19 protein-coding genes and 1 tRNA gene are annotated in these 16,431 nt (G+C 45.5%); 12 read left to right on the top strand and 8 right to left on the bottom strand.

Annotation, left to right across the window (positions count from 1 at the left end):
• Positions 1–38 precede the first annotated feature (38 nt).
• Both DWY55_RS15045 and DWY55_RS15040 read left to right on the top strand, forming a co-directional pair.
• Positions 39–1,262 carry an NADH:flavin oxidoreductase gene (locus DWY55_RS15045; protein WP_008664036.1) on the top strand — a complete coding sequence of 408 codons (1,224 nt, stop codon included), beginning with the start codon at positions 39–41 and terminating at the stop codon, positions 1,260–1,262.
• Positions 1,263–1,298: 36 nt separating this feature from the next.
• Positions 1,299–2,138, top strand: coding sequence for an SDR family oxidoreductase (locus tag DWY55_RS15040; protein WP_005827139.1), 840 nt, complete (start codon positions 1,299–1,301; stop codon positions 2,136–2,138).
• A 60-nt stretch (positions 2,139–2,198) separates the two neighbouring features.
• On the opposite strand, the gene pfkA is transcribed toward DWY55_RS15040, so the two are convergent.
• The 3 genes from pfkA to cmk form a co-directional block, all read right to left on the bottom strand.
• On the bottom strand, positions 2,199–3,179 hold the full coding sequence (pfkA, locus tag DWY55_RS15035) for a 6-phosphofructokinase (protein WP_005827137.1): 981 nt from the start codon (positions 3,177–3,179) through the stop codon (positions 2,199–2,201).
• A gap of 139 nt (positions 3,180–3,318) precedes the next feature.
• Positions 3,319–4,185, bottom strand: coding sequence for a 4-hydroxy-3-methylbut-2-enyl diphosphate reductase (locus DWY55_RS15030; RefSeq protein WP_005827134.1), 867 nt, complete (start codon positions 4,183–4,185; stop codon positions 3,319–3,321).
• A 7-nt stretch (positions 4,186–4,192) separates the two neighbouring features.
• Positions 4,193–4,888, bottom strand: a complete 696-nt coding sequence (gene cmk / locus DWY55_RS15025) for a (d)CMP kinase (RefSeq protein WP_034525522.1) — start codon at positions 4,886–4,888, stop codon at positions 4,193–4,195.
• A gap of 262 nt (positions 4,889–5,150) precedes the next feature.
• On the opposite strand from cmk, the gene DWY55_RS15020 reads away from it, so the two are divergent.
• The 9 genes from DWY55_RS15020 (at position 5,151) to DWY55_RS14980 (ending at position 11,113) form a co-directional block, all read left to right on the top strand.
• Complete coding sequence (locus tag DWY55_RS15020) at positions 5,151–5,837, top strand: energy transducer TonB (protein WP_005827130.1); 687 nt, start codon at positions 5,151–5,153, stop codon at positions 5,835–5,837.
• Between the two features lie 80 nt (positions 5,838–5,917).
• Positions 5,918–6,892, top strand: a complete 975-nt coding sequence (locus DWY55_RS15015; RefSeq protein WP_034525526.1) for a polyprenyl synthetase family protein — start codon at positions 5,918–5,920, stop codon at positions 6,890–6,892.
• Positions 6,893–6,910: 18 nt separating this feature from the next.
• Positions 6,911–7,612 (top strand): hypothetical protein, encoded by a 702-nt coding sequence (locus DWY55_RS15010; RefSeq protein WP_005827126.1) that lies wholly within the window; start codon positions 6,911–6,913, stop codon positions 7,610–7,612.
• An 8-nt stretch (positions 7,613–7,620) separates the two neighbouring features.
• On the top strand, positions 7,621–8,400 hold the full coding sequence (locus DWY55_RS15005) for a TatD family hydrolase (protein WP_005827124.1): 780 nt from the start codon (positions 7,621–7,623) through the stop codon (positions 8,398–8,400).
• 162 nt (positions 8,401–8,562) lie between these two features.
• Positions 8,563–8,650 (top strand) — tRNA-Ser (locus DWY55_RS15000).
• A gap of 77 nt (positions 8,651–8,727) precedes the next feature.
• Positions 8,728–9,531 carry a MotA/TolQ/ExbB proton channel family protein gene (locus DWY55_RS14995; protein ID WP_005827120.1) on the top strand — a complete coding sequence of 268 codons (804 nt, stop codon included), beginning with the start codon at positions 8,728–8,730 and terminating at the stop codon, positions 9,529–9,531.
• A gap of 5 nt (positions 9,532–9,536) precedes the next feature.
• Complete coding sequence (locus tag DWY55_RS14990; protein ID WP_005827118.1) at positions 9,537–10,022, top strand: hypothetical protein; 486 nt, start codon at positions 9,537–9,539, stop codon at positions 10,020–10,022.
• Positions 10,023–10,058: 36 nt separating this feature from the next.
• Complete coding sequence (locus DWY55_RS14985) at positions 10,059–10,649, top strand: ExbD/TolR family protein (RefSeq protein ID WP_120178128.1); 591 nt, start codon at positions 10,059–10,061, stop codon at positions 10,647–10,649.
• The gene (locus tag DWY55_RS14980; protein ID WP_005827114.1) at positions 10,649–11,113 is read left to right on the top strand and encodes an ExbD/TolR family protein; all 465 of its coding nucleotides are present in this window, start codon (positions 10,649–10,651) and stop codon (positions 11,111–11,113) included. The genes DWY55_RS14985 and DWY55_RS14980 overlap by 1 nt, the downstream gene beginning before the upstream one ends.
• A gap of 75 nt (positions 11,114–11,188) precedes the next feature.
• Here DWY55_RS14980 and DWY55_RS14975 read toward each other — a convergent pair whose 3' ends face one another.
• Both DWY55_RS14975 and DWY55_RS14970 read right to left on the bottom strand, forming a co-directional pair.
• Complete coding sequence (locus DWY55_RS14975; RefSeq protein WP_005827111.1) at positions 11,189–11,725, bottom strand: GNAT family N-acetyltransferase; 537 nt, start codon at positions 11,723–11,725, stop codon at positions 11,189–11,191.
• A gap of 24 nt (positions 11,726–11,749) precedes the next feature.
• Positions 11,750–13,027, bottom strand: coding sequence for an IgA Peptidase M64 (locus DWY55_RS14970; protein ID WP_005833095.1), 1,278 nt, complete (start codon positions 13,025–13,027; stop codon positions 11,750–11,752).
• A 239-nt stretch (positions 13,028–13,266) separates the two neighbouring features.
• On the opposite strand from DWY55_RS14970, the gene DWY55_RS14965 reads away from it, so the two are divergent.
• Complete coding sequence (locus tag DWY55_RS14965) at positions 13,267–13,743, top strand: Lrp/AsnC family transcriptional regulator (protein WP_005827104.1); 477 nt, start codon at positions 13,267–13,269, stop codon at positions 13,741–13,743.
• Positions 13,744–13,745: 2 nt separating this feature from the next.
• On the opposite strand, the gene DWY55_RS14960 is transcribed toward DWY55_RS14965, so the two are convergent.
• The 3 genes from DWY55_RS14960 to cls form a co-directional block, all read right to left on the bottom strand.
• Positions 13,746–14,234, bottom strand: a complete 489-nt coding sequence (locus DWY55_RS14960) for a dihydrofolate reductase (RefSeq protein WP_117878678.1) — start codon at positions 14,232–14,234, stop codon at positions 13,746–13,748.
• 45 nt (positions 14,235–14,279) lie between these two features.
• Entirely contained in the window at positions 14,280–15,074 is a 795-nt protein-coding gene (locus DWY55_RS14955) for a thymidylate synthase (RefSeq protein ID WP_005827101.1), read from the bottom strand.
• 72 nt (positions 15,075–15,146) lie between these two features.
• Positions 15,147–16,376 (bottom strand): cardiolipin synthase, encoded by a 1,230-nt coding sequence (gene cls, locus DWY55_RS14950; protein WP_005833088.1) that lies wholly within the window; start codon positions 16,374–16,376, stop codon positions 15,147–15,149.
• Positions 16,377–16,431: the final 55 nt, after the last annotated feature.

Here is a 16,431-nt window from a genome sequence, read left to right as displayed (position 1 = left end):
ATTCATAACTTATAACTTATAACTCATAACTCATAACGATGGAATCCAAGTTATTCACCCCTGTCACTTTCGGACCGTTGACCTTGCGTAACCGTACCATTCGTTCGGCTGCTTTCGAGAGCATGTGTCCCGGAAACGCTCCGTCGGACATGTTGCTCGACTATCATCGGTCGGTAGCGGCGGGAGGTATAGGTATGACTACTGTTGCTTATGCGGCAGTTACTCAGAGCGGCTTGTCTTTTGACCGCCAGTTGTGGATGCGTCCTGAGATTATCCCCGGACTCCGTAGGCTGACTGATGCCATACATGCGGAGGGGGCTGCGGCAGGCATCCAGTTGGGACACTGTGGCAATATGTCCCATAAGAGTATTTGCGGTTGTATGCCCGTCGGCGCATCTTCTGGTTTCAATCTTTACTCTCCTACCTTTGTGCGCGGACTGCGTGCCGATGAGCTGCCGGAGATGGCGCGTGCTTATGGGCGTTCGGTGAATCTGGCACGGGAGGCCGGATTTGATTCTGTAGAGATTCATGCAGGGCATGGCTATCTCATCAGCCAGTTCTTGTCCCCGTCCACCAACCATCGGAAAGACGAGTTCGGAGGCTCGTTGCAGAACCGTATGCGTTTTATGGATATGGTGATGGAAGAAGTGATGAAGGCTGCCGGCAGTGATATGGCTGTGCTGGTGAAGATGAACATGCGCGACGGTTTCCGTGGAGGGATGGAGCTGGACGAGACGATGCAGGTGGCCCGGAGGCTGGAGCAGTCGGGAGCACATGCGCTGGTCTTGAGCGGTGGGTTTGTCAGTAAGGCGCCGATGTATGTCATGCGGGGCGAAATGCCTATCCGCAGCATGACGCATTACATGACCTGCTGGTGGTTGAAATACGGTGTACGCATGGTAGGCAAATGGATGATACCGAGCGTACCGTTTAAGGAAGCTTATTTCCTGGAAGATGCCTTGAAATTCCGTGCCGCCTTGAAGATACCGTTGGTTTATGTGGGTGGCCTGGTTTCCAGGGACAAGATAGATGAGGTGCTGGATGACGGCTTCGAAGCTGTGCAAATGGCGCGCGCTCTGCTCAATGAGCCGGGGTTTGTCAACCGCATGCGTGCCGAAGAGAATGCACGTTGCAACTGCCGGCATAGTAATTATTGCATTGCCCGGATGTATTCCATCGAGATGGCATGCCATCAGCATTTGAAGGAGGAGCTTCCACCTTGTCTGAAAAGGGAGATAGAGAAAATCGAAGCGAAAGGCTGATTTTTAGTTTTTAATTTTCAATTTTTAATTATTAAAGTGAATTTAGCTGTTATAACCGGGGCAGACGGTGGCATGGGCATGGAAATTACCCGCGCAGTGGCAACTGCCGGCTATCAGGTCATCATGGCATGCCGTGACCCCCAAGCTGCCGAACCCAAGCGGCAACTGCTGATGCGTGAAACCGGTAATCCGCGTATTGAGACTGCTCCCATTGATTTGGCATCTCTGGCTTCAGTGGCCGCATTTGCAGAGCATCTGTTGAAGCGGGGAGAGCCGTTGGCGTTGCTGATGAACAATGCCGGAACCATGGAAACGGAACGCCGCATTACCGAAGACGGACTGGAACGGACGGTGAGTGTCAATTATGTAGGGCCTTACCTGCTGACCCGCAAGCTGCTGCCATTGATGGGAGAGGGGAGCCGTATTGTGAATATGGTATCTTGTACGTATGCCATCGGTCATCTTGACTTTCCGGATTTTTTCCTCCGGGGAAGGAAGGGTGGCTTTTGGCGCATTCCTATATATAGCAACACGAAGCTGGCATTGACTCTGTTCACCATCGACTTGGCCAGTCGCGTCAAACACAAAGGTATTGTTGTGAATGCGGCCGACCCGGGGATTGTGTCTACCAATATCATCACCATGCATATGTGGTTTGACCCGCTGACAGATATACTTTTCAGGCCTTTCATCCGTACTCCCCGTAAGGGAGCTGCAACGGCTGTCGGCTTATTGCTGGATGAGGATGCCGGTAAACGTACGGGTACATTGAATGCCAGTTGCCGTCCCAAGTCTCTTTCGGAGAAGTACACCCGGCATGTACAGATGGAAGAACTGTGGGAGAGGACGGAAAGTATAGTGAAAAAATGGTTGTAAAAAACAGAGAAGGCGCATATGTCGCCTTCTCTGTTTATGGGGTATCTGAACAGTCTGTCATTAGATAGACAGTTCTCTCAATACATTTACAAGGTCTTTCTTGATGGGTTTGTCATTCTTGATGGCCTTCGTGAAGGGAACGTATACCACTTCATCGTGGTCAATGCCTATCATGACATTGCGCTGTCCTTCCATGATGGCGTCGATGGCGGCTGCGCCCAGACGGCTGGCAAGGATACGGTCGTGTGCCGTAGGGCTACCACCGCGTTGCAAGTGACCGAGGATGGTTACGCGTACGTCATATTGGGGGTATTCGTTCTTTACACGCTCTGCATAGTGCATTGCACCGCCGGTCAGTTCACTCTCGGCTACCAGTACGATACTGCTGTTCTTGGATTTCCGGAAACCGTTCTTGATGAATTCTTCCAGTTGGTCCACTTCCGTACTGAATTCCGGGATAATGGCTGCTTCTGCTCCGGAGGCGATGGCGCCGTTCAGAGCGAGGAAACCGGCATCGCGTCCCATGACTTCTACGAAAAACAAGCGCTCATGGGAAGTGGCTGTATCACGGATTTTGTCCACAGCATCCAGGATCGTGTTCAGCGCGGTGTCGTAGCCGATAGTGGTATCTGTTCCATAAAGGTCATTGTCGATAGTTCCCGGCAGCCCGATACAAGGCACGTCAAACTCTTGTGCAAAGATACGAGCACCGGTCAGCGAACCGTCGCCTCCGATAATCACTAAGGCGTCAATGCCTTCTTTCTTCATGTTGTCGTAAGCAATCTGGCGGCCCTCGGGAGTCGTGAACTCTTTGCAGCGGGCTGTCTTCAGGATTGTACCACCCAGCTGGATGATGTTGCTGACATTTTGGCTTTTGAATTCTTTGATTTCGCCGGTTACCAGACCTTTGTAACCTCTATATATACCTTTAACTGAAAGTCCGTTGTAAATAGCCGAACGTGTCACGGCACGTATGGCTGCGTTCATTCCCGGAGCATCACCTCCTGATGTCAAGATACCAATGCACTTAACTGTTCCCATAACAATCTTTTTGTTTAGTATTAATAATCATGATGAAAAATAGATTTGGACTATTTTTTCATGCCGCAAAGATAGTAAAAAGCTGAGGCGGTGACTAATAAATTACGTTAATTTGCTGTTCCAAAAGGATGACAAACTGTTATTTAAGTTTTGACTTTATGGCTTCTGAAATTTCTTCCATCAGCCATTTGGGGGTGGAAGTGGCTCCGCAGACACCGATGGAATTGGCACCGGCTAACAGAGAACTATCTATTTCTTCGGCACTGTCTATCAAATGTGAATTGGCATTGACTTTTTTACACTCACTGAACAGCATCTTGCCGTTAGAGCTTTTTTTGCCGCTGACAAAGAATATTAAATCATGGGAAGCTGCAAATTTCCGGATATTAGGTATCCGGTTTGCCACTTGTCGGCAGATAGTGTCATAGGACTCGAAAGTGACTTTCGGTGAGATATGTCCCTCTATGTATTTCACAATGTTTTGAAATCCGTCCAGAGACTTTGTGGTCTGGGAGTAGAGACGGATGTCTTTGCTGAAATCCAGTTTCCTTGCCTCTTCCTGCTTTTCGATGACGATGGCCTTTCCGGTGGTTTGTCCTACCAGACCCAGTACTTCGGCGTGTCCATTTTTGCCATAGATGACAATTTGCTTGTCGCGGTTGTCTTCCTGGACGTACTCTTGCTTAATCTTCTTTTGCAGGCGGAGTACGACCGGGCAGGTTGCGTCAATGATTTCTATATTGTTGCGGCGGGCAATGTCATAAGTTTCAGGGGGCTCTCCATGAGCACGCAGCAGCACTTTGGCGTTGTGGAGGTGGTTGAATTCCTCATGGTTGATGGTAATCAGCCCCATTGCCTTCAGGCGTTCCACTTCACGGCTGTTGTGCACGATGTCTCCCAGACAATAGAGGGTTCCTCCTTTCGCCAGTTCCTCTTCTGCCTTGTTTATTGCGGTGACAACTCCGAAACAGAAGCCGGAGCCTTCGTCTATTTCTACTTTTGCCATATCCGGTTCAGTTCTTCTCCTTTATAACCCGTTCGAATTGTTCCGCCAGCCATTCCTTTTGTTGGGAAATGCTCAGGTGGCTGTTGTCCAACAATAAAGCGTCAGAAGCTTTGCGCAGCGGACTTACATCCCGGTTTTGGTCAATATAGTCCCGTTGTTTCACATTTTCCAGAATTTCGTCAAAGCTGGCTTCTTCCCCTTTGGCCTTTAGTTCGTCATAGCGGCGTTGTGCCCGTATCTCGGGGGTGGCGGTTACAAAAATTTTCAGCTCGGCATCCGGAAAAACGGTAGTGCCGATGTCGCGCCCATCCATAACGATACCCTTGGCCTTGCCCATCTCTTGTTGCTGTGCTACCATAGCTTCGCGTACGAAATCCAATGTTGCAATGGGGCTGACACGTGAAGATACTTCCATGGTACGGATTTTGTTTTCTACATTTACTCCGTTCAGGTAGGTATCTGGGCGTCCGGTTTCGGGGTTCAGGCGGAAAGAAATATGTATATCCTTTATTAGACTTTTCAGTTTTTCGGCATCTATGCGGTCACCCTGGAAAATACCATTCTCTATACTATATAATGTTACTGCCCGATACATGGCACCACTATCTATATATATGTAACCGATTTCGCGGGCGAGGTCTTTGGCCATAGTGCTTTTCCCGCAAGAGGAAAAACCGTCGATTGCTATTGTTATCTTTTTCATGACTTTTATGCTATAGTTATATAGGTATAACACCTGCAAAACAGAAAATTTCAATATTTCATTTAAAATTCTTGCCAAAGATACGGTATTTTTAAAATATCTCGTTACATTTGTGGCACAAAAGCACATGGAGGTTTTTGAAGGATTAAAAAAATGAAAATGGAGCGCCTATTGTGTAAAAAAAAACAGCAGAGCGTGAACATTCTTGGGAAAAGTGCTATATTTGCCCCAAATGAGAAACACTAAAATTATATTATAAATTATGGAAATTAAGAAATCACCTAAGGCAGACCTGGAGAGTAAGAAGTCGACTTGGCTGCTTGTCGGTTATGTAATCGTGCTCGCTTTCATGTTTGTTGCGTTCGAGTGGACAAAGCGTGACATCAAGATTGACACGAGCCAGGCTATTACCGACGTATTTTTTGAAGAGGAAATCATCCCTATTACAGAACAGCCGGAGCAGGTTACTCCTCCGCCTCCCGAAGCCCCTTCAATTGCAGAGACGTTGACTATCGTTGAAGACGATGCTGACGTGGAAGAAACGGCCATTGTATCTTCTGAAGAATTGAACCAGGCAGTGGAAATCAAATATGTTCCCGTAGCAGTGGAAGAGGAAGAACCGGAAGAACAGACTATTTTCGAGGTGGTAGAACAGATGCCTGAGTTCCCGAATGGTGGTATGGCTGGTTTGATGCAGTATTTGAGCAAGAATATTAAATATCCTACTATTGCACAGGAAAACGGAACTCAAGGCCGTGTAACTGTACAGTTCGTGGTTAATAAGGACGGTAGTATCGTAGATGCTAAAGTTCTGAGAGGCGTTGACCCGTATTTGGACAAAGAAGCTGTCCGCGTGATTATGGGCATGCCGAAGTGGAAACCCGGTATGCAGCGTGGTAAACCCGTTCGTGTTAAGTATACCGTGCCTGTAATGTTTAGATTGCAGTAATAAAATATCTATAAGTGGGAGAGGCTGCCGGAATGCAGCCTCTTTTCATTATCCGCTATTCCCTAAATTCTGAAAATGCCATGTTTACAGCTTCCGAGCTTTTAGAAAGAATAAATTCTCATATTGCAGAATTGCAGTTTACCCGTACTCCTCAAGGTTTATATGCTCCCGTTACCTATGTGTTGTCCATGGGCGGAAAAAGAATCCGTCCGGTATTGATGTTGATGGCCTACAATCTGTATCAGGAGGATATTACCCGTATTTTTAACCCTGCAACGGGGATTGAAGTGTATCATAATTATACTCTTTTGCATGACGACTTGATGGACCGTGCAGACCGTCGCCGTGGTAAGGAGACGGTACATAAAGTTTGGGATGACAATGCTGCCATCCTTTCGGGGGATGCAATGCTTGTATTAGCTTATCAGTTTATGGCTCAATGCCCGGTTGAACACCTGAAAGAGGTGATGGATATATTTAGCCTGACTGCACTGGAAATCTGTGAAGGACAGCAGCTGGATATGGAGTTTGAACATCGGAAGGATGTGAAGGCAGAGGAGTATCTGGAAATGATTCGTCTGAAAACTTCGGTATTGTTGGCTGCAAGCTTGAAGATTGGCGCTCTTTTGGGAGGGGCTTCTTCTGAAGATGCGGAGCAGTTGTATGATTTTGGCATGAACTTGGGTGTCGCTTTTCAGTTGAAAGATGATTTCCTGGATGTTTATGGCGATGCTGCCGTCTTTGGAAAGAATATTGGAGGTGATATTCTGTGCAATAAAAAGACCTACATGCTGATAAAGGCTTTTGAACATGCGGATGAGGAGCAGTTGACCCGCTTGAATGCTTGGGTGGATGCTGTTGCATTCAACCCGGAGGAGAAAGTTGCTGCGGTGACGGAACTGTATAACCGGATTGGCGTCAAGGAACTGTGTGAGAAAAAGATGGAAGAGTATTGTGAACGCGCAATGGAAAGTCTGTTGGCGGTGAAGGTGGCAGATGAAAAGAAAGAGGAATTGAAGAACCTGATGGCTAACCTGATGCATCGGGAAGTATAACTTTAAATCCGGGAGAAAATGCCTTATAGAAGATTGCCTAATACAGATCAAGCGAGAATACGGGCGCTGAAAGCAGTGGTCGTCAAGGGTGATATATGTAATGTGTATGATTTGGCCGTATCTTTGAAGGCGTTGACTGATGCGCGGAATTTTCTTACAAAGTTTGAAGCTGCGCAAGCTTATTATGCCGACTGTTTTGAGCGGCAGGCTCGGGCGGGACGTAAGCATCAGGCTAATGTAAAGACTGCCCGTCTGTATATTTCTCATTTTATCCAGGTGTTGAATTTAGCTGTCATCCGTTCTGAAGTGCGTATTGCTCATAAGGAATATTACGGTTTGGACACAAGCAACAATAATGTGCCTGATTTATCGACAGAGCCTGCCTTGGCAGAGTGGGGGCGTAAAATCGTGGATGGGGAAAACAAACGTATATCCCAGGGAGGAATTCCCATTTATAACCCTACGATTGCAAAAGTGAGGGTGCATTATGATATTTTCATGGATAGTTATGAGAAGCAAAAGAATCTTCAATCTTTGACAGCCCGCAGTTTGGACACCTTGGCTTCGATGCGTGCAGAGGCGGATGGTTTGATTTTGGATATATGGAACCAGGTTGAAAAGAAATTCGAGGAGGTCACTCCCAATGAGAAACGTTTGGATTTATGCCGTGATTATGGAATAATCTATTATTACCGTACCGGTGAGAAACGCAAAGAGTAAGTTGAAGAATGAGATTGATTGATTCACATTCCCATCTTTTTTTAGAAGAGTTTGCAGAGGATTTGCCTCAAGTGATGGCTCGTGCCCGTGAGGCAGGAGTCACGCATATTTTTATGCCCAATATCGATAGTACCACCATAGGACCTATGCTTCGGGTGTGCCGTGAATATAAAGGGTATTGCTATCCGATGATTGGATTGCACCCTACCTCTGTGGGTGCGGATTATGAAAAGGAGTTGGAAATAGTGGCCCGGGAGCTGGCTTCACCGAATGAATTTGTTGCGGTTGGCGAGATTGGTATGGACTTGTATTGGGATAAGACTTTTCTTAGAGAGCAGCAAAGGGTGTTGGACAAGCAGATTGAGTGGGCTTTGGAATACGGTTTGCCGGTAGTGCTGCATTGTAGGGAAGCGTTTGACCATATATATAATGTGTTGAAACCCTATCAGCAGACTCCTTTGAAAGGAATTTTCCATAGTTTTACGGGAACCTCGGAAGAGGCCTGCAGGATTATGGAATTTGCGGATTTCATGATAGGAATAAATGGTGTGGTGACTTTCAAGAAATCAACTTTGCCCGAAGTCTTGAAGAATATTCCTTTGGAACGCATCGTGCTGGAAACCGATTCCCCTTATCTGACTCCGGTTCCCAATCGAGGCAAGAGGAACGAAAGCGCATATGTTAAGGATACTTTGGTAAAGGTGGCCGGAATCTATGGGAACTCTCCTGAAAAGGTGGCCCAGGTTACTTCTGATAACGCTTTAAAAGTGTTCGGAATGCTCAAATAAGCTCTTTAAGATTTTAAAGTTTATTAATTTTGAGATTTTATTTAATATAAAACGGGGAGAATGAGGCAGAACAACAAAAAAAAGAATACATTTGTAGCTGAAAACGCTGGTGGTTCGCATTTTTTTTGTAATTTGCACCCGATTTCAGAAAAGGCGTCTATTGGAGAGATGCTCGAGTGGTTGAAGAGGCACGCCTGGAAAGCGTGTATACCCCTAAAGGGTATCCGGGGTTCGAATCCCCGTCTCTCCGCAGTGTGATAAAATGGAGATAAAACAACAAATTATAATAAATAAATTAATTAATTAATCTTAAAAATTAGACACACAATGAAAAAGTTATTTGCAATTGTTGCTGTGATGGGAGTCTTAACATTTGGCTCAACTCAACTTGCTCAGGCTCAAGATGCTCCTGCAGCTGAACAAACTGAACAAGCAGCTGTAGCACCTGCTGCTGACGCTGCTGCTCCTGCCGCTATGGAAGCTACAGAAGGTGGTATCCACAAAGAACTCAAAACTAAGTTTATTGAAGGTACTGCATCTTTCATGAGTTTGGTAGCTATCGCATTGGTTATCGGTCTTGCATTCTGTATTGAACGTATCATTTATTTGAGCTTGGCTGAAATCAACACAAAGAAGTTCTTGGCTGCTATTGAAGCTGCTTTGGAAAAAGGTGACGTTGAAGCTGCTAAAGACATCGCACGTAACACTAGAGGTCCTATCGCTTCTATCTACTATCAAGGTCTGATGAGAATTGACCAAGGTATCGACGTAGTAGAAAAGTCAGTAGTTTCTTACGGTGGTGTACAAGCTGGTTACCTGGAAAAAGGTTGCTCTTGGATTACACTGTTCATCGCTATGGCTCCGTCTTTGGGATTCTTGGGTACTGTAATCGGTATGGTGCAGGCATTTGATAAGATCCAGCAGGTAGGTGATATCTCTCCGACGGTTGTAGCAGGTGGTATGAAGGTTGCCTTGATTACAACTATCTTCGGTTTGATCGTTGCCTTGATTCTGCAGGTATTCTATAACTACATCCTGGCTAAGATTGAAGCTTTGACCAGCGAAATGGAAGATTCTTCTATCTCTCTGTTGGATATGGTTATCAAATATGACTTGAAATACAAAAAATAATTAAGATGGCTAAGTTATCATATAAAGTATCATACTATGCACTGTATGTCATGTTCGCTATCATCTTGGTAGTGTTGGGCATGTTCTTCTTCGGTGGAGATGCTCAGGGCGATGCAGTGTTGGCAAGCGTTGACGCAGAAATGTGGCAACCGGCTCATACAGACGCATTGATTTATTTGATGTACATTCTGTTCTTTGTAGCTATTATTGCTACCGTGGTTGGTGTTTTGTTCCAATTTGGAGCTGCACTGAAAGACAATCCGGGAGCAGCGTTGAAATCTTTGATTGGTTTGGTTATATTGGTTGCAGTTGTTGTTATTTCTTGGACTATGGGTAGTGAAGAACCACTTGTTATTCCGGGTTATAGCGGAACTGAGAACGTACCTTTCTGGTTGAAGCTTACTGACATGTTCCTTTATTCTATCTATATCTTGTTTGCTGGTACAGTCTTGGCAATCATTTTTAGTAGCATTAAGAAAAAATTATCATAATCAATTGAGGTAACTCAATTTAAAGATATAATTACAATGGCTAAAAAGAAAAGAGAAGTTCCTGAAATTAACTCAAGTTCTACTGCGGACATCGCTTTCTTGTTGCTGATTTTCTTCTTGATTACAACATCTATGGATACCGACCGTGGTTTGGCAAGACGTTTGCCGCCTCCACCGGAAAAGGACCAGAAGTTGGACGATGCAAAGAAGAAGGAACGCAACGTATTGCAAGTCTTCTTGAACATGCAGGACCAGTTAATGTGCGGGAATGATTATATTACTGTTGACCAATTGCGTGCAAAAGCAAAAGAATTTATTGCCAATCCGTATAACGAAGATACAAAACCGGAAAAGATTTCTAAGAATGTTCCTTTCTTCGGTACAGTACAAGTGACGGAAGGCCATGTGATTTCTTTGCGTTGTGACCGTGCTTCTTCATACAAAGCATATATGTCTGTACAGAATGAGTTGGTAGCAGCTTATAACGAGTTGCGTGATGAATTGGCTCAGGAAAAGTGGCAGAAGAATTATATGGAGTTGGATCAAGAACAACAAGATGCAATTCGTGAAATTTATTCTCAGAAGATTTCTGAGGCAGAACCTAAAAAGTACGGAGAAAAGAAGTAATGGGAAAATTTAATAAGACTGGTAAACGTGGAATGCCGGCGTTGAACACTTCTTCTCTGCCTGACCTTATCTTCACCTTGTTGTTCTTCTTCATGATTGTAACAACGATGCGTGAGGTAACATTGAAGGTTGAGTTTAAGGTTCCGCAAGCTACAGAATTGGAGAAACTTGAAAAGAAGTCTTTGGTTACGTTTATCTATGTAGGAAAACCTACTGCCGAATTTCGTAAGAAGTTAGGTAATGAGAGCCGTATCCAGTTGAACGACAGCTATGCTGAAGTTGCTGAAATTCAAGATTACATTATTGGTGAACGTGCCAGTATGAAGGAAGAAGATCAGCCGCAGATGACAGTGTCTTTGAAAGTTGACCAAGATACGAAAATGGGTATCGTAACAGATATCAAAGAAGCGCTTCGTAAGGCTTATGCTTTGAAGATTAACTATTCTGCGCAACCGCGTCAGTAAAAGTTAGTTTAATGATATAATAAAGGTCGTTTCATTTGTTGAAACGACCTTTATTGTTTTAAGTATATTGGGTTTTTAAGATTTCACATTATATACTTCGCGGTAGATGTGTTCCTTTACAGAGTCAAAATCCTTTCCACATTCTATATCTCCATAGGCCATGATGAGCATAGGCAGGTAGTTGTCGCCTGTTTTATAGGGTGGTTGTTGGTAGGGCTTTTCCCATAAGGAGAATCCTTGCCGTTGATAGAAGTTAATGCGGCGTTTAGCCATTTCTTCTTCGGGTATTTCCACTTCCAAGACGATGGGATGTTTTAAGAGTTGGCATAAATGGTTTAGTACGCTCTTTCCATATCCGCCGTTACGCTGTGCGGGGTCAATGGCAAAATGCTCTATATAGTAAAAATGTCCGAAATCCCAGTAAGTGATGAGACCTACCGGGGTGTTGTTATGGAAGATGATATTGTTATAGAAGTGCGTTTTGGTATCTGTATACTTGCGCAATTCCTCCAGTTCCCGGTACTCCTCTGAAGGGAACGATTGAGTCATTAATTTCTCCATGTAGCTGTACAAGTCTGTGTCAGCTGTTGTAATACGTTGAAGTCTGATCATAAGTTCTTTTAGTTTAGTTTGTTTTTATTCAGTATAAAATTCAATGACGCGGCAGATGGCCCGTTGGCAGACCGGGCAGAAAGTAGGGTATTCATTGGTGCGCATGCGGCAATTGTCTGCCGGACGGTAGATGCCTTTGGCAGAATAGCCAGCTCCTTCATATACGCCTACGGGATATGTTCCACTTTCAGAAGAGGGAGTAGGAACGGGAGTTCCTTGAGCAAGCATATCTTTCCATTTGGAAGTGAAATCGATTCTTGTGCTGATGTTCTGTTCCCAGGGTTCCACATCTAGTGGATAGGTATCTGTCATCACGTCATTGTCGTAGAAGTATTCATCGGCCAGTCCGCCAAAGCTATGCCCGAACTCATGTACCACAACGGGGCGGAACATGGGATGGTGGGCGGTAGTAAGGGTATAGGAATTATAGATTCCACCGCCTCCGTATTCTTCCGTATTGGCAAGGATGATGATGTGTTCATACGGTATTCCCGCCAGCGCATCGTGTATGGATTTGACACGGGAGGTTGTCAGATACCGGTCTGAATAGAATGTGCTGAAATGAGAGCTGAATGCTGTCCGTTTCCATTCTCCGAGGCGTGGTACGCTTACTCCGCTGTCTTCGGAGGGGCTGGCCACTGCTACAATGTTGAAGTGCTTTTTCATGGACCGGAAGGGTTCGTGGGCAAACAGACTTTCGCAGGCAATGGCTGCGTCTTCGTAGAATACCGGCATCTCTTCGGGAGTATATCCTTCTGCAAGGATGGCTACGTCGATGCATTTGGCCGTATTGCCGCTTTGCAGCAGATATTTATGTGGTGTGATGTGGGCAGTACCTTTCTGATGTATCAGGATGTCGTCGGGACTGACCGTATGTTTCATGCTTGCCCGTACATTTCTACGCGGGTCGAGAAGTGTTATTTCTATTTCTGCAGGACGGAGGGGATAGGGAAGGAGAAAGGTGTTTTCGAATCCTTTGGTCACCGCTTTGGCTTCATCCGTTTCCAGCCACTCCTGGAAGAGCGAAGAAAAGGATGTTTTGTAGATTACGCTGCCATTGGCTGCATCTCGCATAATGATTTGTCCGTTTCCTTGCAGGGGCAACTCAGATAAATGATGCTTCCTTCCTGCCCAAGAGGGGAGACAAGACAATCCGTCCAGGCATATCTCTTGTTTGGCTGCATTTCCGGTAAAGATATAGTCGACACGCAGGGTTTTATCTGCAAAATAATCGGCAAAACTTTGGGCATGCAAGGATATTGCTGCCATCAGGCATAATAGGAATAAGGAATACTTTTTCATAACGGTTCATTATTATTGCTACTACAAAGATAATATCTTTAAAGCTCATCTGCAATTTTCCGGTCATGCGAGATGGAATTTTGCATATGCACTTTGAAATGCCTGATATGCGGTATTATTCTTTTTTTTGCAAGAAAAGTTATAAACCGTATTTTTATTGGCGAAAAAATAGCTAACTTTGCATGTTGCCGTATAGATATGCGGGAGATATAGTAATTTATTAATCATTAGAATTTGAAATGGGACATCATCAATTGGATACTTTAGACGAACAGATTTTAAAACTTATAGCCGATAATGCACGCATTCCTTTTCTTGAAGTGGCCAGAGCTTGTAATGTATCGGGAGCAGCCATTCATCAGCGCATTCAAAAGCTGACAAACTTAGGTATATTGAAAGGTTCTGAATATGTGATTGATCCGGAGAAGATAGGATATGAAACATGCGCCTATATCGGTATCTATCTAAAGGATCCTGCTTCTTTTGATGCTGTAACGAGAGCATTGGAAGCTATTCCCGAGATTGTGGAATGCCATTTTACAACGGGCAAGTATGATATGTTCATAAAGCTTTATGCCCGCAACAACCATCATTTGCTGAGCATCATACATGATAAGTTGCAGCCGCTGGGACTGGCGCGTACGGAAACCTTGATTTCTTTCCACGAAGCCATCAAGCGGCAGATGCCTATAACGGTAGAAGAAGAGGAAGATTAATTTTACCGGTGGATATAATCGACGAATGCATAAGGGCAGGGATGCTTCTCATCTGCGGGATGGGACTCCCTGCTTTTTTCTTGCCATACAGTCGGAGCGACTTCGGGAAAGTAGGCGTCCACCTGAGGGGCTTCTGCATCCACTTCGGTCAGGCAGAGGGTATCTGCAAAGGGGAGTGCCTGGCGATAAACGCTTGCACCGCCGATGATGTAGACGTGTTCGTCGGGCTGGCAACTGCTTAGTGCTTCTTCCAATGAGGGAAAAACTTCTGTACCGGGACAGAGCAAATCTTTTTGAGTGGACAGAACAACGTTGCGGCGGTTGGGAAGCGCGCCTTTGGGGAGAGATTCAAAGGTCTTTCGGCCCATGATGATGGTATTTCCCGTGGTGAGGGCTTTGAAACGCTTCAAATCATTGGGAAGCCAGAATAACAACCGGTTCTGATAACCGATACCTCTCTTTCTATCTACTGCGGCGATAATACTAATCATATGTGTGTAAAATTCTTTTCTCTTTCTATCTTTTTATTGTAGGATTTATACCGACACTTTTCCTGCAATATGCGGATGCGGGTTATAGTTGACCAACTCAAAATCCTCGAACTTGAAATCGAAGATGTTTTTCACATCCGGATTGATTCTCATCTGCGGCAAATCCCGCGGTTCACGAGATAGTTGGAGCTTTACCTGCTCCAGATGGTTCAGATAGATGTGGGCGTCTCCTAAGGTATGGATGAAATCTCCGGCTTTCAGTCCGGTAACTTGCGCCATCATCTGCAGGAGCAGGGCATAGGAAGCAATGTTGAAGGGCACTCCTAAAAAAATGTCCGCACTACGCTGGTACAGTTGCAGGCTCAGCCGTCCGTTGGCGACATAGAACTGGAAGAAAGCGTGGCAGGGAGGGAGGTTCATGTTGTCCAAATCGCCTACATTCCATGCGCTGACTATAATCCGGCGTGAGTCGGGATTGTGCTTGATGGTTTCTACAGCTTCGCTGATTTGGTCGATGAATCCACCTTTATAGTTCGGCCAGGAGCGCCATTGATACCCGTAGATATGTCCCAGGTCACCGTTTTCGTCCGCCCATTCGTTCCAGATGCGTACACCGTTGTCCTGAAGATATTTCACATTGGTGTCTCCTTGGAGGAACCATAGCAGTTCGTATATGATTGATTTCAGATGCAACTTCTTGGTAGTAAGGCAGGGGAAGCCTTCATCCATGTTGAAACGCATCTGGTGGCCGAATACGCTGATGGTGCCGGTACCCGTACGGTCGCTTTTCTCTACGCCTTCGGTCAGTACGCGGTTCAGCAGGTCTAAATATTGTTTCATGATGTAGCTCTGTTTTTATCCGAACGCAAAGGTAGGGGAATTAATTAATAATTAATAATTAATAATTAAAAATTAGAGGAAGGGGGTCATCAAGTTCCCCACCCAGCCTACGAATTTCTTCCATCCGGAACGCTTTTTCCAGACTTCGGGAGTGAGCAGTGTACTGTTTTGCACGTCCCGTTCGAACATGGCATTCAGCTCATTGGTGATCTTGGGGTCGAAGATGAAAGCGTTTGTCTCGTAGTCATAGCGCAGGCTGCGGCTGTTGAGATTGGCAGTACCCACCGTGCAGAAAGTGCTGTCTACCATCATTATCTTGGAATGGTGGAAGCCGCCGTTGAAGAGATATATCTTGGCTCCTTTCTTCATCAGCTTGTGTGCTATGTAGAATGAGGCATCCGGAGTAAAGGCTATGTCCGACACGGCAGGTATCATGATTTCCACTTCAGTACCTTTTTTCAGTGCGTTCTTGATTGCCTTGCGGATTGATTTGGTCGGAACGAAATAAGGATTCACGATTCGGATGCTCTTCTGTGCGGCTTGTATGGAAGCTGCATAGGCATGGCTGATGGAGCGTGGTGTTTCGCGTGGCGTGCGGTCCACGATGGCTATTTCTTCGGCAATACTGTCGGGCAGTTGCTGAGTATCCGGGAAGTAGGCAGGTCCACCTACGTGTTGTCCCGTTTCCCGGTTCCACATGGTCAGGAAGATGCCCTGCAGATAGCGCACGGCATCTCCTTCAAGATGTATGTGCATATCGTGCCATTTACCGATTTTAGGCAATCCGTTGATGTAGTAGTCGGCAATGTTCATGCCGCCGGTATAACCTATCTTTCCGTCAATCACTACTATTTTCCGATGGTCGCGGTGTATGGCATGATTCACCCAGGGAAAAGTGATAGGATCGAACTTAACGATTTCGATGCCTTGGGCGCGGATGGATTTCAGATGGCGTTCTTTCAATGGTTGGTTGTTGGACCAGTTGCCGAAGGCATCGAACATGGCGCGGACTTCAACTCCCTCCTTGACTTTCTCTGCCAGAAGGCTGAACAAGGCATTGGCTATGGAGTCGTTGCGGAAGTTGAAGTATTCCAAATGGATATGATGCCGGGCATGGCGGATATTCTCGAAGAGATCGACGAACTTGTCATGGCCGGTCATCAGCAATTTCACTTCATTGTTATAAGTGACGGGGGCGCCCATTTCCTTCAAGTAATTCATGACAATGGAATCGCTTGTTGCTTGCGCCCCGGCATTCCCAATAGAAAAAACGAATAATATGATGAATAGAATCTTTCTCAAAACTTTCTCCTCTTAGTTAGTTTTATGAGGGGACAAAGATACGATTTATCATTGA

It is taken from the genome of Bacteroides sp. AF25-38AC, assembly GCF_003602995.1.
GTDB lineage: Bacteria > Bacteroidota > Bacteroidia > Bacteroidales > Bacteroidaceae > Bacteroides > Bacteroides uniformis.
This window is presented reverse-complemented; position numbering and strand designations above follow the sequence as displayed.